Here is a 20,804-nt window from a genome sequence, read left to right as displayed (position 1 = left end):
ACAACGAATCAAGCAGTGAGATGGCCGACGACACCAATTCGAGACAAAGATTGCTGCCCGGTCTGTGTGGGGGCAGTTTGCAGCCATGGGCTGGCTCATCCAACAAGGCAGACCACCTCGTGCTGCACCCGCTCCCTGCTATGCACTGCAAAACGCCATGGTGCTAGCTCTGCGCTCATCGACACCCTGCGCAAAGCCCCATTTCAGCCCTCTCTCAATCACAATGTTGACGTTTGAATTCGTTTGAATACAATCAATTCAACACATCGGGAAACGTCTCATGCCAGCACCGCCAACCACCATGGAACCGCTATCGGCCCGCATCCCAAGCGACCTTTATCTATGGCTCGCACAACTGCCGGTCGAGGGGGCCACGACCAATAGCGACAAATTGCGGGTTTTGCTGAGCCGAATCAAACGCCAGCACGACGGAGCAATGGACTATCCCACAGCCCATAGCTGGGCGCGCGATATTGCCGCGCCGCTGCGCGATGCGCTGGTAAGCCTTGAAGACAAGACCGGCAAGACCTCGGAAGTTCTCAACTTGCTGCTCGATCACGTCACCGCCAGCCTGGCCATGATCGTGAGCCACACCCCTGGTAACGAAACCGAGGCAGCAGAGCTTGAAGAGCTGCTGGTGCGTCGCCTCTTCGGCCTGAGCTCCAGCCTGCTGCGCCAGGCCGCCACCGAGCAGGCTCAGGCCTATGACCCGGCAGTCGTGCGTCGGCATATGGGCACCACCATCGAGCTGGCCAACAATATTCCCAACCCCCTTAAAGGAGCGTGAGATGGTTGATTCTCTGAAGACCCGTGTTGGCCGCATCATCGCGGGCAGCGCCCATGCACTGGTTGATCATCTGGAAAATCAGGCGCCGCAGGCGACGATGGAACAGACCGTGCGTGAGGTGGACACCATCATCGCCGACGTTCGCCACGAGTTGGGAATCGTCAGCGCCAACCGCCATCTGGCCCAGCAGCAGCACTCCAAACTCAACGGCCACCACGCTGAACTGGTGGACCAGGTGCAGCAGGCGCTGTCCCTGGATCGCGATGACCTGGCTCGCGCGGCCATCGCGCGCCAGCTGGACATCGAAGCGCAGATCCCGGTGCTGGAGACGACATTGGCCGAACATGCCCACAAGGAGGAAGAGCTCAAAGGCTATGCAGCCGCCTTGCTGGCCAAAAAGCGCGAAATGAGCGAGGCCATCGAGGAGTTCATACGCAGCCGCGCCGCAACGACCTCCGGCACCACGGCAACGCCGGCCGTACCCACACAGCAAAGGCTGGAGTCCGCAACCGGCTCTTTCAACCGCCTCTATCAACGCCATACAGGCTTGACTCCCGCTGCGACAGGTTCTGCGCTGGAGCAAGCCGCCCAATTGCGTGAACTTGAGGAGCTGGTGCGAACGAACCAGATCAACGAACGCCTGGCACAACTGCGCACCCGCTCATCGTGAATCTGTTCACTGCCCCTGAAACCCTGCCCTTCGGGGTTGCCTTTGCCCTCATCGTGGCAATCGCGCTGATCGAAGGCCTGGGCATGCTGATCGCCATGAGCCCCAGCAACCTGATCGATAACGTGCTGCCGGAGATTCACGGGGATGGCGGGCTCGACCAGATGCTTGGCTGGCTGCATCTGGGCCGCGTTCCGTCTCTGGTGCTGCTGATCCTTTTCCTGGCCGGTTATGCACTGTTCGGCTATGGCCTGCAGATGGTCGCCCACGGGCTCATGGGCTCCTATCTGCCCACCTGGGCAGCAAGCTTGCTGGCAGTGCCCTCGGGGCTGGCCACGGTACGCGGCCTGGGTGCTCTGGTCGCTCACATCATTCCGCAGGACGAAACCAGCATCATCAGCGAGCGATCGCTGGTGGGCCGTGCCGGAGTGGTCTCCGGCGGCAGGGCCAGGCGCGGCATGGCCGCTCAGGCGCGCGTGCTGGATGCCCATGGCCGAACGCACTATCTGATGGTAGAGCCAGACATCGACGGCGATGTATTTGAAGAAGGTGTGCAGATCCTGGTGGTGCGCAAGATCGGCGCCATCTATCGCTGCATCGTCAACCCGCATCCATCGATTCTGTGACCCTGTCGACAAGCAACCAAGAATATTCACAACCATCTCGGGGGAGTTAGCAAATGAACAACCTGATAGACCTGGGCATCATGACTGCCGTTGTCTTAGTGGCGCTGCTGGCCATCGGCATCATCTTCTCTCGGCTGTACAAGCGTTCGACCAAGGAAATAGCCTTCGTGCGCACAGGCCTGGGTGGGCAGAAAGTCATCATGGATGGCGGCGCCATCGTGCTGCCCGTATTCCATGAGCGCGTGCTGGTCAACATGAACACGCTCAAGCTCGAAGTACAACGTCGTGAGCGGGAAAGTCTGATCACCAAGGACCGCATGCGTGTGGACGTGACCGCGGCTTTCTTCGTACGCGTCAAGCAGACCGAAGAGGCGGTGAGCATTGCAGCGCAAACGCTGGGGACACGCACCATGAGCCCCGACGAGCTCAAGACCCTGGTCGAAGACAAGTTTGTCGACTCGCTTCGCGCTACTGCCGCCACCATGACCATTCAGGAACTGCAGGACATGCGCAGGGACTTCGTGCAGGCTGTGCAGAACGCAGTGGCCGAAGACCTGGAGAAGAACGGCCTGGAACTGGAATCGGTATCCCTGACAAGCCTGGATCAAACCGACAAGCAATTCTTCAATCCCAACAACGCATTCGATGCAGAAGGTCTGACACGCCTGACGGAGCAAACCGAGGCGCGCCGCAAACAGCGCAACGACGTCGAGCAGGACACAGAAGTGCAGGTGCGCACCAAGAATCTTGATGCCACGCGCCAGAAGCTCACGATCGAGAAAGATCAGGAATTTGCCACGCTGTCCCAACAGCGCGAGATCGAAAACACGCGTGCAGAACAGTCGGCCCTGATCGCCACGCAGCAAGCCGAACGCAATCGCGATGCCGAAGGCGCCAAGATCGATGCCGAACGACTAGTCAGCCAGCAACGCATCGAGGCCGAGCGCCAGGTCAGTCAGCAGCGCATCGAGGCTGAACGCGAAATCCGGGCTGCCGAAATCGAGAAGAACCTGGTCATCCAGACCCGTGAAATCGAGCTGGAACGTCACACGGAAACCAAACGTGCCGAGCAGCGCAAACAAGTCGAGATCGCACGCCAGGACACGCAAATTGCCATCTCGACCAAATCACGCGAACAATCCGATGCCGATGCCGCAGCCAACCTGGCCCGAGCCGACGCGGTCAAGGCCGAGGAAGCCGTCAACACGGCTCGCCAGGTGGCCGTCGCCGAACGCGAAAAAGACATTCAGCTGATCGAGGCCTCCAAAGAGGCCGAACAGAACGCAATTGCCGTCAAGGTTTCGGCAGCCGCCGAAAAAGAGGCGGCCATGGACCGTGCCGAGGCTCTGACCATCGAAGCCCGGGCGCGCCAAGCGGCCGCTTTGGCCGAAGCGGAAGGCAAACGCGCGATCAACGAGGCCCTCAACACCTTGTCGGCAGCCCAGATCGATCTGCAGGTGCGAACCCAGCTGCTGCATCAGTTGCCCCAGATCCTGGCCGAGGCCGTACGCCCGATGGAAAAGATCGAGTCCATCCGCCTCGTGCAGGTGGGCGGCATGCCCGGCACCGGAGGCTCCGGCCAATCTCATTCCAGCGCGTCACAGGGCACGTTTCCTGAGCAGGTCATGAACTCGGCACTGCAATACCAAATCGCAAAACCGATCGTGGATGCAGTAATGAAGGACGCAGGCCTGTCCAACGAAGGCATCACGGGCATGGCTCACAGCCTGGCCGGCATGCTCTCCACGCCGGACAGCAGCGCACTGGCGCAGACAGCACCTGCTTTGGCAGGCAGTGCCCTCACACCCACCGAAGCCACGGCTATGCCCTCCCAAACCGTGCTGCCCATGAGGCAGATTTGAGAACCTGGCCCGGCCCAGGGGCTCATTGATTGAGCTGGGCCAGTCGCTCGGGCGTTCCGACATCGACCCAGCGGCCGGTGTATAGCGAGGCCCCCACCCGGCCTTGCTGCATGGCGCGGCGCAGCAGCGGTGCCAGCGGTGCGCGCAGGCCTTCGGGGTTTCCGGGCTGCACATCGAACCACGGTGATGCAAACAGCTCGGCTTTCAAAAGCGCAATCGTGCTGTAGGTGTAGCTTGGTCGCCCGTCGTCGGCAGGCAGATCCAGTGCCTTGCCGTCCTCGCCCAGGCCAAAGTCGCCGCGCGGATTGTGCGCAGGATTGGGCACCAGCCACAGGTGAGCGAGTTCATCGCTTTGGGCAAACGCCTGGGCATCCTGCACCGCAAAGCTGAAATCCGGCGCATAAACATCACCTGCGGCCAGCCAGAAAATCCGGTCCAGCTGCGGCAGGGCGCGGCTGATTCCGCCAGCGGTTTCAAAGGCTTTCTCGGGCTCCTCCGAATAGGAAAGCAATAGCTTCGCGCTCGCGCACCCATCGGGCTGCGGCACAAATTCATCGCCGAAATACGCGGGAATCTGCGCCCCCAGCCAGCCGGTATTGATGACGGCTCGCGGCACGCCGGCAGCCAGCAGCGCCTGCATGTGCAACTGCAGCAGCGGCACGCCCTGCACCTTGAGCAACGGCTTGGGCGTGACATCGGTCAGCGGCCGCATGCGCTCGCCCCGGCCTGCGGCCAGCAGCATTGCAGGGGGTTGCACCAGGAGGGAAACAGCGTTTTCTACAGTCATTGCAATCAGCTTTTCAACACGGTTTGAGGTGCGCAAGACACCTGTTTCTGGGGTTGCACTGTAGAGCATTGACCCGCATCCCGCCTGCGAAAATTGGGCCTCCATTAAAATGACGGGCTTAGCAGAATTACCCCTCCTTTTCGGAGCGCCCTGATGGCCAACACTCAAAATATGGCGAATGCAATCCGTGCACTCGCAATGGATGCCGTTCAACAAGCCAATTCCGGCCACCCCGGTGCCCCCATGGGCATGGCCGACATGGCCGTAGCGCTGTGGAGCCGCCACCTCCAGCACAACCCCGTGAACCCTCACTGGGCCAATCGCGACCGCTTCATTCTGTCGAACGGTCACGGCTCCATGCTGATCTATGCGCTGCTGCACCTGAGCGGCTACGACCTGCCCATCGAAGAGCTGAAGAACTTCCGTCAGCTGCACAGCAAGACTGCCGGCCACCCCGAAGTGGGCATCACTCCCGGCGTGGAAACCACCACCGGCCCTCTGGGCCAGGGCATCACCAATGCCGTGGGCTTTGCACTGGCTGAAAAGCTGCTGGCTGCCGAGTTCAACAAGGACAAGCACGAGATCGTCGACCACCACACCTATGTGTTCCTGGGCGATGGCTGCCTGATGGAAGGCATCTCGCATGAAGCCGCCGCCCTGGCCGGTGCCTGGAAGCTGAACAAGCTGATCGCCCTGTACGACGACAACGGCATCTCCATCGACGGCAAGGTGACCCCCTGGTTCATCGACAACACGCCCGAGCGCTTCGAAGCCTACGGCTGGAACGTGATCCGCGCCGTGGACGGCCACAATGTGGACGCCCTGGACAAGGCCATCGCCGCTGCCAAGAAGAGCGCCGACAAGCCCACGCTGATCTGCTGCAAGACCCATATCGGCAAGGGCTCGCCCAACCGCCAGGACACGGCCAAGGCCCACGGCGAACCTCTGGGTGCCGAAGAAATTGCACTGACCCGCGCGGCTCTGGGCTGGACTTACGGCCCCTTCGAGATCCCTGCCGACGTCTACACCGACTGGAACGCCAAGGATCTGGGCACCAAGGCCGAAGCCGCCTGGAACGAGAAGTTCGCTGCCTACACGGCCGCCTTCCCCGAGCAAGCCGCCGAGTTCACGCGCCGCATGGCTGGCGATCTGCCCGCCAACTTCGGTGAAATCGCCGCCAAGATCGCCTCCGACGCCCATGACGCCGGCGCCACCGTGGCCAGCCGCAAGGCCAGCCAGCTGGCCCTGGAAGGCTTGACAGCCGCTCTGCCCGAACTGCTGGGCGGCTCTGCCGACCTGACCGGCTCCAACCTGACCAACACCAAGTCCACACCCTCTTTCCGCGTGGACGACAAGGGTGCCGTGGTCAAGACCGAAGAAGGCCAGATCGGCCGCCACATCAACTACGGTGTGCGCGAGTTCGGCATGGCAGCCATCATGAACGGTGTGGCGCTGCACGGCGGCTTCATCCCCTACGGCGGCACCTTCCTGACCTTCTCCGACTACAGCCGCAACGCCATCCGCATGGCGGCTCTGATGAAGCAGCGCGTGATCCATGTCTTCACGCACGACTCCATCGGCCTGGGCGAAGACGGCCCCACCCACCAGTCCATCGAGCACGCCGCTTCCCTGCGCCTGATCCCCGGTCTGGACGTGTGGCGCCCCGCCGACACCACGGAAACCGCCGTGGCCTGGACCGTGGCCCTGAGCCAGAAGAACAAGCCCACAGCCATGCTGCTGAGCCGCCAGAACCTGGCTTACTCGCCCAAGAGCGAAGACGCGCTGGACGACATCGCCTGCGGCGCCTATGTGCTCTCCGAGCCCAAGGATGTGGGCCTGAAGGGCAAGAAGGCTCAGGCCGTGATCATCGCCACCGGCTCCGAAGTGCAGCTGGCTCTGGCTGCCCAGAAGCAGCTGGCCGAACGCAAGATCGCCGTGCGCGTGGTCTCCATGCCCAGCACCACGACCTTCGACAAGCAGGATGTGAAGTACAAGAAGGCCGTGCTGCCCGCCGGCCTGCCCCGCATCGCCGTGGAAATGGGCGTGACCGACTTCTGGTGGAAGTACGGCTGCGCCGCCGTGGTCGGTATCGACACCTACGGTGAGTCCGCCCCCGCAGGCGTGCTGTTCAAGCACTTCGGCTTCACCGCCGAGAATGTGGCCGACACCGTGCAGGTCGCCCTGCAGAACGCTGGCAAGTAAGCGCAAAAGGGGCCTCGTGCCCCTTTTTTCCGGCTGAAGTTTGCTCACCCGCAGTCCTCAGCCATCCGGACCAGGCCCAGGGTGCCGAGTCCGGGCACAATCCGCTCCGGTTTTTCATTACTCACTATCTACGAGGCAACTATGACGATCAAGGTTGGTATCAACGGCTTCGGCCGCATTGGCCGCAACGTGCTGCGTTCCGCAGTGCAAAACTTCTCCGACATCGAAATCGTCGGCATCAACGACCTGCTGGAGCCCGACTACCTGGCTTACATGCTGAAGTACGACAGCGTGCACGGTCGTTTCGACGGTGAAGTTTCTGTCGAAGGCAACACCCTGGTCGTCAACGGCAAGAAGATCCGCCTGACCCAAGAGCGCGATCCCGCCAACCTGAAGTGGAATGAAGTCGGCGCCGACATCGTGATCGAGTCCACCGGCCTGTTCCTGACCAAGGAAACCGCCCAGAAGCACATAGACGCAGGCGCCAAGAAGGTCATCCTGTCCGCTCCCTCCAAGGACGACACCCCCATGTTCGTGTTCGGCGTGAACCACGCCACCTACAAGGGCGAGGCCATCATCTCCAATGCTTCGTGCACCACCAACTGCCTGGCTCCCGTGGCCAAGGTGCTGAACGACAAGTGGGGCATCAAGCGCGGCCTGATGACCACCGTGCACGCAGCGACCGCCACGCAAAAGACCGTGGACGGCCCTTCCAACAAGGACTGGCGCGGCGGCCGCGGCATTCTGGAAAACATCATTCCCTCCAGCACTGGCGCTGCCAAGGCCGTGGGCGTGGTGATCCCCGAGCTGAACAAGAAGCTGACCGGCATGTCCTTCCGCGTGCCCACTTCCGACGTGTCCGTGGTTGACCTGACCGTGGAGCTGAACAGCGAAGCCACCTACGAAGAAATCTGCGCCGAAATGAAGGCCCAGTCCCAAGGCGCTCTGAAGGGCGTGCTGGGTTACACCGAAGACAAGGTCGTCGCAACCGACTTCCGCGGCGAAACCTGCACCTCCGTGTTCGATGCCGAAGCCGGTATCGCCCTGGACAAGACCTTTGTAAAGGTCGTGTCCTGGTACGACAACGAGTGGGGCTATTCCAACAAGTGCCTGGAAATGGTACGCGTGGTGGCCAAGTAATCCTCAAGGATTACCTGCCGAAAAAGGCCCAATCGCTTACCAGATAAGCGATGACAGCTATCAAAAAGCCAGCATGGGACGCCATGCTGGCTTTTTTTCATTCCGCAAGACTGGAGCCGGCCGGAGCATGTCTCGGATACATTTGTAACACGCAGCTGCCACCGGCGCCCAAGAGCTGAAGCGCTGCCACTTCCTCGGACAAGGCCGCCATGTTTATTGCGATTCCTCTTGAGAACAAGCCTTCCTGGCGCTCGCCGCCCTGGATGACGGTGCTGCTCATCATCATCAACTGCGTGATCTTCTGGGGCTGGCAGGCGCCCGAGGAACATGCCGTGGAAAAGGCGGCCCAGCAATATGCCCAGACCGCCTTGCCGACGCTGGAGCTGCCACCGTTCCTGAACTATCTGGAGGAACAAGTCGCCCAGGGCAGCAAGCGCTTCGACCAGCACACGCTGCAGACCGTGCGAAAGCTCTATCAGCACAAGGCCTATGCCCAGCTCTATGCGCTGCTGTGGCAGGAGAAGAAATTCCGTCAGCGCCTGCTGTACGGCCAGGTCATCACCGCCAGCCACCCGCGCCATGCGCAGTGGCAGGCTGCACGTGCCACCTTCGCGCCCCACGAGCCGCGCGGCAGCTTTACCGAGCGCTGGTCCATGAGCTATGAGAATGGTGCCGGCTGGCAGCCCCTGCAGGCCTTCACCTCCATCTTTCTGCATGGCAGCACCAGTCATCTGCTGGGCAATATGGTGTTTCTGTTCCTGTTCGGCTTCACCCTGGAGCTGGCTTTGGGGGCCTTCACCTATCTGGCCTTCTACGTGATCGGCGGCATCGGCGCCTCGCTGTTCGCGCTGATGTTCTATGCCGGCATGGGCGGTTACGGCCTGGGGGCATCGGGTGCGATTTCGGCCCTCATGGCCATGTATGCGGTGATGTACCGCATGCGGCGCATCCGCTTCTTCTACATGCTGCTGTTCTACTTCAACTATGCAAGCTGGCCGGCCCTGATCATGCTGCCGGTCTGGATGGGGGTGGAGTTGCTGCAGCATCTGCTGGGCGGCAAGCAGGTGGCCTATATGGCCCACTTTGGCGGCCTGCTGGCGGGCAGCCTGCTGATGTGGAGCTATATGCGACTGCAGACCGTTGCTGCGCCGGTCAACGAAGAAGAGCAGGCCCAGGCCGCCGCCCGGCCGCTGGCCGAGGCCGTGGCCCGGGCCCAGCGCCATACCGATGCGCTGGAATTTGGCCGCGCCGCTCCGGCCTGGCGCGAAGCGGCACGTCTGGCCCCCTCGGACCCGGCCATTCTGCGGGCCTGGTTTGAAAGCTCGCGCCATCAGCCCGCCAGCGAGGACTTTCATGCTGCAGCGCGACGCATCTTCAAGCTGCCGGCCACCACGGACGCCGAACGCCAGCTGCAGCTGGCCAGCTATCGCAGCTATCAGCAGCGCGCCCAGCCCGGCATGCGCATGAGCGCGGACACCATGCATGGCCTGGTGCGCAGTTTCGTGCGCCTGGGAGCCCTGCCCGAGGCCGAAAAACTATGCCGCTCGCTGCACAAGCTGGCAGACCATCCCCAATGGCCGGCAAGCTTGCTGCTGCTGGTCAACGGCATGGCCCAGGCCGGACGCATTCAGGATGCCAAAGCCTGGCTGCCCGTACTGCAGCAATCGGCCCCCGAGGAAGCTCTCACGCGCTGGCTGGCACAGCAGCACTAGCCAACGCCTTGCCGCTCTCAGGTCTTGGCCTCCAGCTCCTGCAGCTCATCACGCAACACCCACTGCGCTTCCTGGGTGCTCGCGTGCTCGGGAAAGTGCTGCTTCATGCGCATGTACACCGACACCCCCTGCATGGGCTGCTCCAAACCCTGCTTGTAAGCGCGCACCACCAGCTCCAGCATGGGCGGAATCAAAGTACTGCCGGCAAAGCGCTTTTCAAAATCCTTGGCCAGTATCAGCACATACCTGGGCTTGCCGGCCTTCCAGGCCTGCTGTGCCAGTTCGTAACTGAGCTGGGCCGAGTCGGGCTTGAAGTCCGGCTTGCGCTTGACGCAGCTCACCCAGGCCTCCAGGGCCTCGCTGGCGCGCTGCTGGGCGAGCAGCATGGGAATGAAACGCTGGCCCAGCTCCGCCAGGGCATCCGCGCGTTCGGTCAGCTTGAGTACCCGGAAGTAGCGGCGGCAATCGGGCAGGCTCTCATAGTCCTCCCGCTGCCATTCGCGGGCCTGGTTAACAGCCTCGTCCATCTTGTTGTCCTGCACCAGTCTGGCCACCAGCGCATCGCGGCGCTTGGCCTCCAGGGCCGCAGGGTCGATCTGCACGGTCGCAGGCCCCTCGGGCGCTTGCACGGGATCGATATCCAAAGCCGCATGGTGCTGGTACATGACATAGCCGATCATGGCCGCCATCACCCAGCTGAAATAAATCATCACGAAGCTCACCAGGGGCAGCACCAGTCCGGGCGCCGCAACCTTGAGCAGCATCGCCAGGACCATGGGCGAGCCCTGCTGCAGCAGAAACAGAAAAAAGCACAGCAGCAGATAGGACTTGCCGATACCAAAAATCGTCGCCAGCAGCTCGAAGGGATTAACGGCCGAGCTCAGGCTATTGGTATTGATCAGCACCATCCAGGTGGCAGGAATCAGGAAGGCCACCAGCAGATTGGCAATCACTCCCAAGGTCAGGCTGCGGGTTGCCATAAAGCCCACAAAGATTCCGAAAACGACGAGTACCCCGAAAAACTTCCAGGGTAGCCATTTCCAGTCTTCATCGACCTGACTGGACCGAAAATCGGAACTATGGGTAATTCCACGCGAGGCGAGTGCCGAAACCTTGAATGCATAGCGGCTGACGGCCAGCATCAAGCCCAGACCCACGAACACAGCCCCCATCCACCCGAACATCAGCCCATAACTGCATGCCGACAGCAGCAATGCATAGAGCAAAGGCTCTGTCTGCAGGGGAAACAAGAAGAAGCTATTGAGCTTTTGCCAGAACGGAGGGATTTTCCACTCGGAAGAATCACCTTTTTGGTGAACACCACGTATCGAATTCAATGCCTGTTCTCCCACTCTCGGTTTGATGAGTCATTTGCAAGCCTGCTTGCAATGACCGAATCCGCTCTGGTATTGCCCGATTTTTCTTTGAAATCGGATCATTGCGGAATTCTGCGGTAGAAATTCGCCCTGAATTCAAATACCGATAAACCACCGGCATATTGTTTTTTTCTCTTGCCAGAAACCCCGTAAATGCTTTTGCAGCCAAGCCGACCTGCCAAACCGCCTTGAACCGATAACGGATACGACTGCAAGAATTGCAGGCAGCGCTTAAAGTGGTACAGGTTTTATGGAGAAGCAGCGAATGATTCACAGCGCACACGCACAAAGCAGCCCCACCCCGTACCGCATCACCCTGACCGATGCCCAAGGCCATGTCTGGCATGCCGATGAACCCGTGAATGATGGCGGCGCCGACTCCGCCCCCAACCCCATGCAGCTGATGCTCTCGGCCCTGGGAGCCTGCACGGCCATCACCCTGCATATGTACGCGGGTCGCAAGCAGTGGCCGCTAAGCCATGTCGATGTGGACCTGCAGCTCAACCCCGATGGCAAGCCCGCGGATGCCAACCAGATCACGCGCAGCATCACCCTGCATGGCGAGCTGGACGACGAGCAGCGCCAGCGCCTGCTGCAGATTGCCAATGCCTGCCCCGTGCACAAGCTGCTGGAAGGCAAGGTTTCCATTCCCACCGCCTTGACCGAAGCCGCGCAGGCATGAAAAAAGCCCTGCAGTCACCTGCAGGGCCTTGGTCGCTGGCGCGTGTAACTTGATTACACCGATACTTCCAGCGCGCCCACTTCCACATAGTGCTCGAACTCGCGTTTGGCCAGCGATGCGGTTTCGGGCTGCTGGTCCTCAGGATCGACCCAGGACAGCACGTAGCTGGCGATGGCGGTATCGACCTTCATCTCTATGCCCATGGGAATCTGCTCGGACGGGCCATCTCCGACACGGTGCTCCACCTTGCCGGTGACACGGGCGGCAAAGTGTTCGGGATACAGCTGGATCTCGACTGCCGAGATCTGGTTGCCTTGAGTGCTGTGTTCGTTCATGTTGATTCCTCCTGCAGTTGTTAGGTCGCTGCGCACGAAAGCGCCGCGTGAAAGCCACTGCTAGCGGCCTACGCCTTTAAGTTAGCCGACTCCGGGCGGAGTCCTTGTCAGCCGATTGGCTGAATCCTCACAGTGATGTAACTGCGTGCAAGGCGCTGCTGCATTCTGCCGTCGGATTGCGCGAATACTGCATATCCCTGACACTCGAATCCCCTCGCCGTCAGGATTTGTCATGAGTGAATCAAAGAACTTACAACGCCTTCCCACCCGTATAGCCGATGTCGGCGGCATCTCCATCCACCGTGCCATTCCGCAGGCGGCATTGCGCAAGGTAGGGGCCTGGTGCTTCCTCGACCACGCCGGCCCGGCCCTCCCACCTCCTCCCGGCATGCAGGTCGGCCCCCATCCCCATATCGGGCTGCAGACTTTCACCTGGATGATCGAGGGCGAGGTATTGCACCGCGACAGCCTGGGCAGCGAGCAGATCATCCGGCCCGGCCAGGTCAATCTGATGACGGCCGGCCACGGCATTGCCCATTCCGAAGAAGCTCAGACACTGGGCGTGCATGCGGCCCAGTTGTGGATTGCCCTGCCCGACAGCCATCGCGATATAGCGCCCCGCTTCCAGCACTACCCCGACCTGCCCAGGACCGAGATCGGCGACTTTGCCGTGACCGTGCTGGCCGGAGAAGCCCTTGGCCTGACGGCCCCCGCAGAAGTCCATTCCCCGCTAATGGGCGTGGACCTGCTGGCCTGCGGCACGGCCAACCAGTCGCTCGCGACCATGCCCCTGCGCGCCGACTTTGAACATGCGGTGATGAGCCTGTCAGGCGAAGTCAAGGTGGAAGGCCAGGTGCTGCCCTCCCAGGAACTGATCTATCTGCCCGTCGGCACCCGGGAGGTGCAGCTGGAGTGCACGCCTGGCAGCCGCCTCATCATCATCGGCGGCGAACCCATGGATGAGGCCATCTTGCTGTGGTGGAACTTTGTGGCCCGCACCACCGAAGAGATGCAACAGGCCCAGAAGCAGTGGGAGGCAGAGGCCGCCACGGATGCAGAACTCGTCAACGGCCAGCCACGCCGTTTCGGCAGGCCCGTGGCCTCGGCACTGAAGTCCCTGCACTCTCCGTCGCTGGCTGGCGTCAGCCTGCGCGCCTCCAGATAGGCATCTGACCCTGTTTCAATTCGCACCAAATTGGTGCGGATTGAATTTTCCGAGCAGATGAATAGAACCATCTTTGCGAATTTTGATGGCTTTTGAAAGCATTTAGGCGCAACACATCTTCTGCAAGAGATCACAGCCCTGACGTTATGCATGAAACGTTTGGACTCATGCACACCTAGCTTTCATAATCCAGCCAACGCCCTGGCCACGAGATTGCGACCGCCGCTTTTTCATCCAGGGCGTTGCCACGTCCTGTCCTTGGGTCGGTGGCCAATTCAACTTTGCAAAGAAAGCAGATCGATGCGTCAAGAACATGACTTCATTGGCATCAAAACCATCCCTCCCGACGCGTACTGGGGTGTTCATTCCGCACGCGCAGTGGAGAACTTCCCCATCACCGGTCACTCGGTCGCGCACATGCCCGAGCTGATCCGCGCGTTTGCCTTTGTCAAAAAGGCAGCGGCCCAGGCCAATCTGCAGTTTGGCGCCATCAATCTCAAACAAGCCACCGCCATCTCCCAAGCCTGTGATGATCTGATTTCCGGCCAGCTGCACGAGCAGTTTGTGGTCGATGTGATCCAGGGCGGCGCCGGCACCTCCACGAATATGAACGCCAATGAGGTGATCGCCAACCGTGCACTCGAGCACCTGGGATTGCCCAAAGGCAGCTACGACGTGATCCACCCCAACGATCATGTCAATGCATCGCAGTCCACCAACGACTCCTATCCCACGGCCGTCAAGCTCGCCACCTATGCTGGCATCCAGAAGCTGCTGATCGCCCTGGCCGAGTTGCGCTCTGCTTTCGAAGCCAAAGCCGGCGAATTCGCCCATATCCTGAAAATCGGCCGCACACAATTACAAGATGCCGTGCCCATGACTTTGGGCCAGGAATTCTCGGCTTTTGCAGCCATGATCGCCGACGATGAAAAGCGTTTGCGCGAATCCGCCTATCTGATGACCGAGGTCAACATGGGCGGCACGGCCATCGGCACCGGCATCAACGCCCCCGTGGGCTACACCGACGCCGTGATCAAGGCGCTGGCGGAAATCTCGGGCGTGCCCGTGATCAAGGCAGCAGACCTGATCGCCGCCACCGGCGACACCGGCGCCTTTGCCGACATTTCCGGCATCTTGAAGCGTATTGCCGTCAAACTGTCCAAGATCAGCAACGACCTGCGTCTGCTCTCTTCGGGCCCTCAAGCGGGTGTGGCAGACATCAAACTGCCAGCGCGCCAGGCTGGCTCGTCCATCATGCCCGGCAAGGTGAACCCCGTAATCCCCGAGGTGATGAACCAGGTCTGCTTTGAGGTGATCGGCAACGATGCCGCCATCACCATGGCCGTGGAGGCCGGTCAGTTGCAGCTCAACGCTTTCGAGCCGCTGATGGCCTGGGCCCTGCACAAGAGCCTCAGCCACCTGAACAGCGCCTGCAAGACGCTGCAGACCAACTGTGTGGAAGGCATTGCGGCCAACGAGGCGCTGCTGGATGCCCGCATTGCCGAATCGGTGACGCTGGTGACGGCGCTGAACCCGCTGATCGGCTATGAAAAGGCCGCCAGGATTGCCAAGACCGCCATCGCCAACGGCAAACGGATTGCCGTGGTGGCGGAGGAGCTGGGCATCATGAGCCAGCTCGACATGAACAAACTGCTGGTCGCCGACAAGCTGACCCGGGCTGGCGCCTTGACTGCCGCATAAGCAGGCGACCGAGCAGCAAAAAAGGGCATGTTCGTCATGAACATGCCCTTTTTGATTGGCAGGGTTTCACATGCTTGGGGCGCCTGCATTCAAGACGCACCAAGCCCAAAACACCTCATTCAAGCCACGGCGGCATTTTCGTCACTGGGGTCATCCACGCCGCGCACGCTTTCCCGCAGATTCTTGTCCTTGAGCTTGCCCAGATCGGTTTCCACCGCACGTTTGAGCTTTTCAATCGCGGCGCTGAAGGCTTCCTTGACCTTTTCGGCTTCCGCGTTCACTGCAATGGGAGGGCGACCTGTGGCCCGGGTCTCGAGCACACAGCGTTTGCCTGGGCCGCCCGTGGTCTTCAGGGCATCAACGCCCGTGAGAAAGACCTCCACACGCACCACATACTCCTTCAGGCGGGCCAGCTTGGCATTGATCTCCTCCTGCGCCCATTGAGCCAGAGACTCTCCACCCTGGATGGAATCGTCGGCATGAACCTGTACTTGCATGCAAATCCTCCTAGTCACCAAATGCCGCAACCGCTGCGGCGAAATCTGTAGGGGTGCCCTAAAGGCAGGCGAAAACATCGTAACGCCAGAACCTTGTTCTGCCCATCAGGGCTTTTTACGCCAGCCATGGACAGGGGCTTTGACCATTGTGGAGGCTGCTTCGCAGCGATTTGAAAGAGATAGCAACAAGGGTATGTTCGGCGAGCTTTGCCCTTGCGCCAGAGCAAAAAAATTCTGGCCCGTGACTTGCAAAAAGTAGGCGTTTTTACGCCTTGGGTCGTCAGTTACTGCCAGCCTTCGATTCAGGCTCGGCCACAAAGCCGATCCGCGTCAGACCTGCCGCGTGGGCCCAGCCCATGACCTGCACCACGCGGCCATAAGGCACGCTGGTGTCTGCGCGCAGTTGCACCTCGGCCTGAGGATTGCGGCGTCCCTGCTCCTCGAGTTGCTGCTGCACTGCAGCATCATCCGTCACGACACCCCGAATCCAGATTTCGCCGGCAGGGCTGACCTCGACCATCAAGGCATCGCTCTTGCTCACTGCGAGCGGCTTCACTGCTGCCTGCGCCTTGGGCAGTTGCACGCGCAAGCTGGCAGCCAGCATGGGAGCGGCCAGAATGAAGATCACGACCAGCACCAGCATCACATCGACCAGTGGCGTGACGTTGATGGTGTTGATCGGGGTTTGTGCCCCCTCACGGTGGCTCATGCGACCGAATGCCATGGCGCTGTCCCTCAGGAAGCCTGCGCCCCGAACTGGGCATGCAGGTCATGGGCAAACCCTTCCAGGACAGCCTCCAGCTGGCTGGCCGAGCGGCCCAGCAGGTTATAGGCCAGCACGGCCGGCAAGGCGACGGCAAGACCGGCAGCCGTCATGACCAGGGCTTCACCCACGGGCCCCGCGAGCTGGGCGATGTCGACCTGACCACTGCCAGCCAGCGTGCCCAGCGCATGATGAATGCCCCATACCGTACCCAGCAGGCCCACGAACGGCGCTGTCGCGCCGATGGTGGCCAGCAAGGTCTGTCCCCATTGCAACTGGGTCGATGCCTGGCCCAGGGCCTCGCGCAGCCTGCGCATCAGGCGCTGGCCCGGAGCAGCGCGCTGCTCCAGAGAGCCTTGATCGGCACCGCTGCCCTGCTCCACGGCCGCAGCCATGGACTGCACCAGACCTTGCCTGTCGCGCGCCCTGACCTGCGCCAGTGCCTGGGTCAGATCAGGCATCTGCCAGAACGCGGCCACGGCCTGCGGCACGCTGCGGCGGGCTGCCGCCATGAACCAGAGCTTGTAGAGAATGACCACCCAGCTGAGCACGGACATCAGCAGCATCAGGGCCGCCGTGGCCCATGTGACCGCATCGCCCTCTGCCAGCCATTGCCACATTCCTGCAGACATCTCTCACCTCGCTCCCAGAAACAGCAAGGGGCCATCACGGCCCCTTTGCAAATTGCGCGATCAGCGCAGCTTCAGCACATCGTACATATCGTACTGGCCGGTCTTCTTGTCGGCCAGATAGGCCACGGCACGCAGGCTGCCAGTGGCATAGCCGGCACGGCTGCTGGATTTGTGCGAGATCTCGATGCGCTCGCCAGTACCGGCAAACAGCACGGTGTGATCGCCCACGATATCGCCGCCGCGCACGGTGGCAAAGCCAATGCTGTCGGCCTTGCGTTCACCGGTGTGGCCGAAGCGCTCATACACGGCGCGGTCTGCCAGCTTGGTGCCCTGGGCTTCGGCAATCACCTCGCCCATCTTCAGGGCCGTGCCCGAGGGGGCATCGACCTTGTGCTTGTGGTGGGCTTCGACGATTTCGATGTCGTAGCCACCTTCCTTCAGCGCCTTGGCGGCCATTTCCAGCAGCTTGAAGGTGACGTTCACACCAGCGCTCATATTGGCCGACAGCACGACGGAGGTCTGCTTGGCAAACTCGGCGATCTGCGCCTTCTGTTCATCGCTGAAGCCGGTGGTGCCGATGACCACGCCCACGCCCAGATCGGCCGCCACGGCCAGATGCTCCAGCGTGCCTTCGGGCCGTGTGAAGTCGATCAGGCAATCGGCCTTGGACAGGGCCTCGCGCACATCGCTTTCGATCTTCAGGCCGCTGGGCTTGCCCAGAAAGGCCGAGGGATCGGTCCCGATGGCAGGGCTGTCCGCACGATCCAGCGCCGCAGCCAGCACGCAGTCGCTGCTGTTCAGAATCGCTTCGATCAGCATATGGCCCATGCGGCCGGATGCTCCCGCCACGGCAACGCGCTGGGGAGTGGAGGAATGGGTGGTGGATGCGGTCATGGCGCTATCACTCGGTCAAATGAATAGACGGCAGGAGTGCGTCCGGGCCGTCATAAAAAGAGAGCATCCACCGCTTTCTACAAGCGGGGAACAGCCTGTTTTGTGCTTAACGCGATTCCAGCGGTGGATAGCTGGTGGCAGCAGGCGGCAGATTGGCCGCAGCCTGCTCGGCTTCGCTGTTGTTGCGGGCAGGGTATTTGGCCAGTTGGGCTTCGCTGGCTTCCAGCTGCGGAACCTTGGGCGTGCCCTTCATGCCCTTGAGGCTGGCCACGAAGTCGGACTCGGAAGGCATCTCGTCCCCTTCGGCGCGCGCAAAGGCATCGCCATTGAAGAAGACGGTGAGCTTGCGAATCTGCGACTCCACGCCGGGGCGATTGATGGTGAACACGTATTCCCAGCGATCGCCGTGGAACACGCTAGTCACGAGGGGTGTGCCCAGAATGTCGCGAATCTGCTGACGGCTCATGCCGGGCTGCAAGGCCTCGACCTGCTCCTTGGACACGAAGTTGCCCTGCACGACATCGACCTTGTAGGGAGTGACGGCATTTGCGACACGGTGCGCGGCGCCGTCGATACTGTTGCAGCCGGCCAGTGCCGCTGCGATTGCCAACGTCAGGGCCAGACCTGCGCGGCTACGGGCTTGAACATGCATGGGTAATGGCATAGGGATATGATCGGGTTCATTGTAGCGGCAGGCCCCGGAGGCACTTGGAGATTCCCTTTATCCCCGTGTAAAGCTTCTTCCAACAAGTGATTCCAGCCTTCCATGTGCCCGTAGTCCACCAAGAGATGCCGACATGAAAAATATTGATGAACTCAAAAGCACGGGCCTCAAAGCCACTTTGCCGCGTCTTAAGATCCTGGAAATCTTCCAGAAGGGCGCCCAACGCCACATGACGGCCGAAGACGTGTTCCGCGTGCTGCTGGACGAGCGCTCGGATATTGGCCTGGCCACCGTTTACCGCGTGCTGACCCAGTTCGAGCAGGCCGGCATCCTGATCCGCAGCAACTTCGAAAGCGGCAAGGCCGTCTATGAGCTCAACGAAGGCCAGCACCACGACCACTTCGTCTGCACCAGCTGCGGCAAGGTCGAGGAGTTCTATGACGCCGAGATCGAGAAACGCCAGAACCTGATCGCCAAGGAAAAGGGCTGGGTGATTCAGGATCACTCCATGGCGCTCTATGGCCAGTGCGCCGAGTGCGCCACACGCGCCGCCAAGTAAGGGCGCGAGCGTGAACTCCGGGGCAAGACATGCAGATGTCTTGCCCTTTTTACATTTGGAGAGGACTTCTTTACATAGCTGCACCAGGCCTCAAACCAATATCGAGCCGGACTGCTTATGCTGCAGTCATTCCCGCTCTTGAGGAGGCTTGGTCCATGCGGCTGCTGCACTTTTCACCCACCAAGACCCTGCTCTGTCTGGCTGCCGTCGCCCTGACCGCCTGCGCGCCGCTGTCCACGACGTCAGGCCGCGCCAGTCCTGAGGTACTGGAGGTGCTGAGCAGCAGCTCCTTGCCCGGCAGGACCAGCGCGCTGCAAAGCCAGCAATGGCTGGACCGGGTCACCTGGGGTGCAACCGACCATGATGCCGCCCAGCTGCAGCAGCAAGGCCTCAAGCGCTGGCTGGCCGCTCAGCTCAGCCCCTCCACCGCGCCCATGCCGGCCGAGGTGCAGCAGCACATCGATGCCTTGAGCATCAGTCAGAAGCCCATGGCGCAGATCCAGCGCGAGATTGCCGACCAGCGTCTGGCCATTCGCAATAGCCAGGATCCTGAGGAAGCCACCAAACTGCGCAGCGAGTTGCAACGCCAGCTCAATCAGCTGGGTGCCGAAGCCCAGAAGCGCCAGATCTGGCGCGCGCTCTACTCGCCCCACCAGTTGCAGGAGCAAATGACCTGGTTCTGGATGAATCACTTCAATGTCAGTACCCGCAAGGGCGATGTACGCATGTGGGTGGGCGACTATGAGGAACAGGCCATTCGCCCCCATGCGCTGGGCAAGTTCCGCGAGCTGCTGGCCGCCAGCATGCGTCATCCGGCCATGCTGCTGTATCTGGACAACGCCAGCAATGCCGCCGGCCGCATCAACGAGAACTACGCGCGCGAACTGCTGGAGCTGCACACCATGGGCGTGGGCAGCGGCTACACCCAGGCCGATGTGCAGGCCATGGCCCATGTGCTGACTGGTGTGGGCTTCAGCACCCGGGAGGCCGATGCTCCGCCGCCCAAGCTGCGCCCCGAACGCCAGGGTGACTATGTGCGCCATGGCTTCTTCGAATTCAACCCAAACCGCCACGACTACACACCCCAGGTATTGCTGGCCAGGCCGCTTGAGAAAAGCGGCCTGGCCCAGGTCAACGAGGCGATAGACCGCATAGTGGCTTCGCCAGTCACCGCAAAGTTCATAGCGCGCAAGCTGTCGGTCTATTTTCTGGGAGACAACCCGGCCCCTGCCGTAATCGACCATGCGGCACAGGCCTTCGAGCGCAGCCACGGTGATATTGCCGTCACGCTGGCGACCTTGCTGAGCGACCCGCAGGCTCAGCAATTCGGCCAACGCTTCAAGGACCCGGTCCACTATGTGCTGGGTGCCACACGCTTGGCCTATGACCAGCGCGTGGCCAGCGATGTGTCCCCGGTACAGAACTGGCTCAACCAGCTGGGGCAGCCTCTGTACGGCCACGAAACGCCGGACGGCTACCCCCTGGCCCAGTCGGACTGGTCCAGTTCCGGCCAGATGAATGCCCGCTTCGATGTGGCCAGACAGATCGGTAGCCGGGGTGCCCTGCTGTTTCGCAGCGGCCCCCAGCAGCCCCTGGAAAAGCCGCCTTACCCCGAACTCGGCAAACGCAGCAGCGTCCAGGCTCGCGTGCCGGCGCTTGGCGCAGCCACACGCACCGCACTGGCCCAGACCAGGAATCCGGCGGACTGGAACAGCTTTTTCCTCTCCGCCCCCGAAATGATGTACCGCTAAGG

The 20,804-nt window shown here is 61.4% G+C and carries 20 protein-coding genes; 12 read left to right on the top strand and 8 right to left on the bottom strand.

Annotated features, from left to right (window positions below):
* Positions 1–280: 280 nt before the first annotated feature.
* From DJFAAGMI_RS18850 to DJFAAGMI_RS18835, 4 genes are read left to right on the top strand one after another with little or no spacing between them, the layout of a single operon-like run.
* Positions 281–787: a hypothetical protein gene (locus DJFAAGMI_RS18850; RefSeq protein WP_211458295.1), complete on the top strand. Its 507-nt coding sequence runs from the start codon at positions 281–283 to the stop codon at positions 785–787.
* A 1-nt stretch (position 788) separates the two neighbouring features.
* On the top strand, positions 789–1,457 hold the full coding sequence (locus DJFAAGMI_RS18845) for a PspA/IM30 family protein (RefSeq protein ID WP_211458293.1): 669 nt from the start codon (positions 789–791) through the stop codon (positions 1,455–1,457).
* Positions 1,454–2,080, top strand: coding sequence for a YqiJ family protein (locus DJFAAGMI_RS18840; protein ID WP_211458291.1), 627 nt, complete (start codon positions 1,454–1,456; stop codon positions 2,078–2,080). Before DJFAAGMI_RS18845 ends, DJFAAGMI_RS18840 begins: the two co-directional genes overlap by 4 nt.
* A 53-nt stretch (positions 2,081–2,133) precedes the next feature.
* Complete coding sequence (locus DJFAAGMI_RS18835) at positions 2,134–3,942, top strand: flotillin domain-containing protein (RefSeq protein ID WP_211458289.1); 1,809 nt, start codon at positions 2,134–2,136, stop codon at positions 3,940–3,942.
* Between the two features lie 22 nt (positions 3,943–3,964).
* Here the strand turns inward: DJFAAGMI_RS18835 and DJFAAGMI_RS18830 are convergent, their stop codons facing one another.
* The gene (locus DJFAAGMI_RS18830) at positions 3,965–4,729 is read right to left on the bottom strand and encodes a nucleotidyltransferase family protein (RefSeq protein WP_211458287.1); all 765 of its coding nucleotides are present in this window, start codon (positions 4,727–4,729) and stop codon (positions 3,965–3,967) included.
* A 153-nt stretch (positions 4,730–4,882) separates the two neighbouring features.
* Here DJFAAGMI_RS18830 and tkt point away from each other — a divergent pair, with 153 nt between their 5' ends.
* The 3 genes from tkt (at position 4,883) to DJFAAGMI_RS18815 (ending at position 9,783) form a co-directional block, all read left to right on the top strand.
* On the top strand, positions 4,883–6,931 hold the full coding sequence (tkt, locus tag DJFAAGMI_RS18825; protein WP_167008024.1) for a transketolase: 2,049 nt from the start codon (positions 4,883–4,885) through the stop codon (positions 6,929–6,931).
* A 141-nt stretch (positions 6,932–7,072) separates the two neighbouring features.
* Positions 7,073–8,071, top strand: coding sequence for a type I glyceraldehyde-3-phosphate dehydrogenase (gap, locus tag DJFAAGMI_RS18820; RefSeq protein ID WP_099739225.1), 999 nt, complete (start codon positions 7,073–7,075; stop codon positions 8,069–8,071).
* A gap of 209 nt (positions 8,072–8,280) precedes the next feature.
* Positions 8,281–9,783 (top strand): rhomboid family protein, encoded by a 1,503-nt coding sequence (locus DJFAAGMI_RS18815; protein ID WP_211458286.1) that lies wholly within the window; start codon positions 8,281–8,283, stop codon positions 9,781–9,783.
* A gap of 17 nt (positions 9,784–9,800) precedes the next feature.
* On the opposite strand, the gene DJFAAGMI_RS18810 is transcribed toward DJFAAGMI_RS18815, so the two are convergent.
* The gene (locus DJFAAGMI_RS18810; RefSeq protein ID WP_249334513.1) at positions 9,801–11,009 is read right to left on the bottom strand and encodes a hypothetical protein; all 1,209 of its coding nucleotides are present in this window, start codon (positions 11,007–11,009) and stop codon (positions 9,801–9,803) included.
* Positions 11,010–11,424: 415 nt separating this feature from the next.
* Here DJFAAGMI_RS18810 and DJFAAGMI_RS18805 point away from each other — a divergent pair, with 415 nt between their 5' ends.
* Positions 11,425–11,841 (top strand): OsmC family protein, encoded by a 417-nt coding sequence (locus DJFAAGMI_RS18805; protein ID WP_043004694.1) that lies wholly within the window; start codon positions 11,425–11,427, stop codon positions 11,839–11,841.
* 53 nt (positions 11,842–11,894) lie between these two features.
* Here the strand turns inward: DJFAAGMI_RS18805 and DJFAAGMI_RS18800 are convergent, their stop codons facing one another.
* Entirely contained in the window at positions 11,895–12,176 is a 282-nt protein-coding gene (locus DJFAAGMI_RS18800) for a hypothetical protein (protein ID WP_003060364.1), read from the bottom strand.
* A 232-nt stretch (positions 12,177–12,408) separates the two neighbouring features.
* Here DJFAAGMI_RS18800 and DJFAAGMI_RS18795 point away from each other — a divergent pair, with 232 nt between their 5' ends.
* Together DJFAAGMI_RS18795 and DJFAAGMI_RS18790 are read left to right on the top strand one after the other, a co-directional pair.
* Positions 12,409–13,341 (top strand): pirin family protein, encoded by a 933-nt coding sequence (locus DJFAAGMI_RS18795; RefSeq protein WP_211458282.1) that lies wholly within the window; start codon positions 12,409–12,411, stop codon positions 13,339–13,341.
* A gap of 300 nt (positions 13,342–13,641) precedes the next feature.
* Positions 13,642–15,042, top strand: a complete 1,401-nt coding sequence (locus DJFAAGMI_RS18790) for an aspartate ammonia-lyase (RefSeq protein ID WP_211458280.1) — start codon at positions 13,642–13,644, stop codon at positions 15,040–15,042.
* A gap of 119 nt (positions 15,043–15,161) precedes the next feature.
* Here the strand turns inward: DJFAAGMI_RS18790 and DJFAAGMI_RS18785 are convergent, their stop codons facing one another.
* The 5 genes from DJFAAGMI_RS18785 to DJFAAGMI_RS18765 form a co-directional block, all read right to left on the bottom strand.
* The gene (locus tag DJFAAGMI_RS18785; protein ID WP_003060358.1) at positions 15,162–15,539 is read right to left on the bottom strand and encodes an HPF/RaiA family ribosome-associated protein; all 378 of its coding nucleotides are present in this window, start codon (positions 15,537–15,539) and stop codon (positions 15,162–15,164) included.
* 280 nt (positions 15,540–15,819) lie between these two features.
* Positions 15,820–16,263 carry an ExbD/TolR family protein gene (locus tag DJFAAGMI_RS18780; RefSeq protein WP_211458278.1) on the bottom strand — a complete coding sequence of 148 codons (444 nt, stop codon included), beginning with the start codon at positions 16,261–16,263 and terminating at the stop codon, positions 15,820–15,822.
* An 11-nt stretch (positions 16,264–16,274) separates the two neighbouring features.
* Positions 16,275–16,934 carry a MotA/TolQ/ExbB proton channel family protein gene (locus DJFAAGMI_RS18775; protein ID WP_211458276.1) on the bottom strand — a complete coding sequence of 220 codons (660 nt, stop codon included), beginning with the start codon at positions 16,932–16,934 and terminating at the stop codon, positions 16,275–16,277.
* A 60-nt stretch (positions 16,935–16,994) separates the two neighbouring features.
* Positions 16,995–17,828: a 4-hydroxy-tetrahydrodipicolinate reductase gene (gene dapB / locus DJFAAGMI_RS18770; protein WP_043004643.1), complete on the bottom strand. Its 834-nt coding sequence runs from the start codon at positions 17,826–17,828 to the stop codon at positions 16,995–16,997.
* Between the two features lie 106 nt (positions 17,829–17,934).
* Positions 17,935–18,480, bottom strand: coding sequence for an outer membrane protein assembly factor BamE (locus tag DJFAAGMI_RS18765; RefSeq protein WP_043004642.1), 546 nt, complete (start codon positions 18,478–18,480; stop codon positions 17,935–17,937).
* A gap of 145 nt (positions 18,481–18,625) precedes the next feature.
* Between DJFAAGMI_RS18765 and fur the strand changes: the two genes are divergently transcribed.
* Positions 18,626–19,051: a ferric iron uptake transcriptional regulator gene (fur, locus tag DJFAAGMI_RS18760; protein WP_003060349.1), complete on the top strand. Its 426-nt coding sequence runs from the start codon at positions 18,626–18,628 to the stop codon at positions 19,049–19,051.
* A 155-nt stretch (positions 19,052–19,206) separates the two neighbouring features.
* The gene (locus tag DJFAAGMI_RS18755; protein ID WP_211458274.1) at positions 19,207–20,802 is read left to right on the top strand and encodes a DUF1800 domain-containing protein; all 1,596 of its coding nucleotides are present in this window, start codon (positions 19,207–19,209) and stop codon (positions 20,800–20,802) included.
* The last annotated feature ends 2 nt before the right edge of the window (positions 20,803–20,804 follow it).

Source organism: Comamonas brasiliensis (assembly GCF_018292285.1).
GTDB lineage: Bacteria > Pseudomonadota > Gammaproteobacteria > Burkholderiales > Burkholderiaceae_C > Comamonas > Comamonas brasiliensis.
This window is presented reverse-complemented; position numbering and strand designations above follow the sequence as displayed.

Bases quoted from the DNA above. Each gene is read 5' to 3' on its own strand.
- DJFAAGMI_RS18850 (WP_211458295.1), top strand. From the start codon at position 281: ATGCCAGCACCGCCAACCACCATGGAACCGCTATCGGCCCGCATCCCA.
- DJFAAGMI_RS18845 (WP_211458293.1), top strand. From the start codon at position 789: ATGGTTGATTCTCTGAAGACCCGTGTTGGCCGCATCATCGCGGGCAGC.
- DJFAAGMI_RS18835 (WP_211458289.1), top strand. From the start codon at position 2,134: ATGAACAACCTGATAGACCTGGGCATCATGACTGCCGTTGTCTTAGTG.
- DJFAAGMI_RS18830 (WP_211458287.1), bottom strand. From the start codon at position 4,729: ATGACTGTAGAAAACGCTGTTTCCCTCCTGGTGCAACCCCCTGCAATG.
- tkt (WP_167008024.1), top strand. From the start codon at position 4,883: ATGGCCAACACTCAAAATATGGCGAATGCAATCCGTGCACTCGCAATG.
- gap (WP_099739225.1), top strand. From the start codon at position 7,073: ATGACGATCAAGGTTGGTATCAACGGCTTCGGCCGCATTGGCCGCAAC.
- DJFAAGMI_RS18815 (WP_211458286.1), top strand. From the start codon at position 8,281: ATGTTTATTGCGATTCCTCTTGAGAACAAGCCTTCCTGGCGCTCGCCG.
- DJFAAGMI_RS18805 (WP_043004694.1), top strand. From the start codon at position 11,425: ATGATTCACAGCGCACACGCACAAAGCAGCCCCACCCCGTACCGCATC.
- DJFAAGMI_RS18800 (WP_003060364.1), bottom strand. From the start codon at position 12,176: ATGAACGAACACAGCACTCAAGGCAACCAGATCTCGGCAGTCGAGATC.
- DJFAAGMI_RS18795 (WP_211458282.1), top strand. From the start codon at position 12,409: ATGAGTGAATCAAAGAACTTACAACGCCTTCCCACCCGTATAGCCGAT.
- DJFAAGMI_RS18790 (WP_211458280.1), top strand. From the start codon at position 13,642: ATGCGTCAAGAACATGACTTCATTGGCATCAAAACCATCCCTCCCGAC.
- DJFAAGMI_RS18785 (WP_003060358.1), bottom strand. From the start codon at position 15,539: ATGCAAGTACAGGTTCATGCCGACGATTCCATCCAGGGTGGAGAGTCT.
- DJFAAGMI_RS18780 (WP_211458278.1), bottom strand. From the start codon at position 16,263: ATGGCATTCGGTCGCATGAGCCACCGTGAGGGGGCACAAACCCCGATC.
- DJFAAGMI_RS18775 (WP_211458276.1), bottom strand. From the start codon at position 16,934: ATGTCTGCAGGAATGTGGCAATGGCTGGCAGAGGGCGATGCGGTCACA.
- dapB (WP_043004643.1), bottom strand. From the start codon at position 17,828: ATGACCGCATCCACCACCCATTCCTCCACTCCCCAGCGCGTTGCCGTG.
- DJFAAGMI_RS18765 (WP_043004642.1), bottom strand. From the start codon at position 18,480: ATGCATGTTCAAGCCCGTAGCCGCGCAGGTCTGGCCCTGACGTTGGCA.
- fur (WP_003060349.1), top strand. From the start codon at position 18,626: ATGAAAAATATTGATGAACTCAAAAGCACGGGCCTCAAAGCCACTTTG.
- DJFAAGMI_RS18755 (WP_211458274.1), top strand. From the start codon at position 19,207: ATGCGGCTGCTGCACTTTTCACCCACCAAGACCCTGCTCTGTCTGGCT.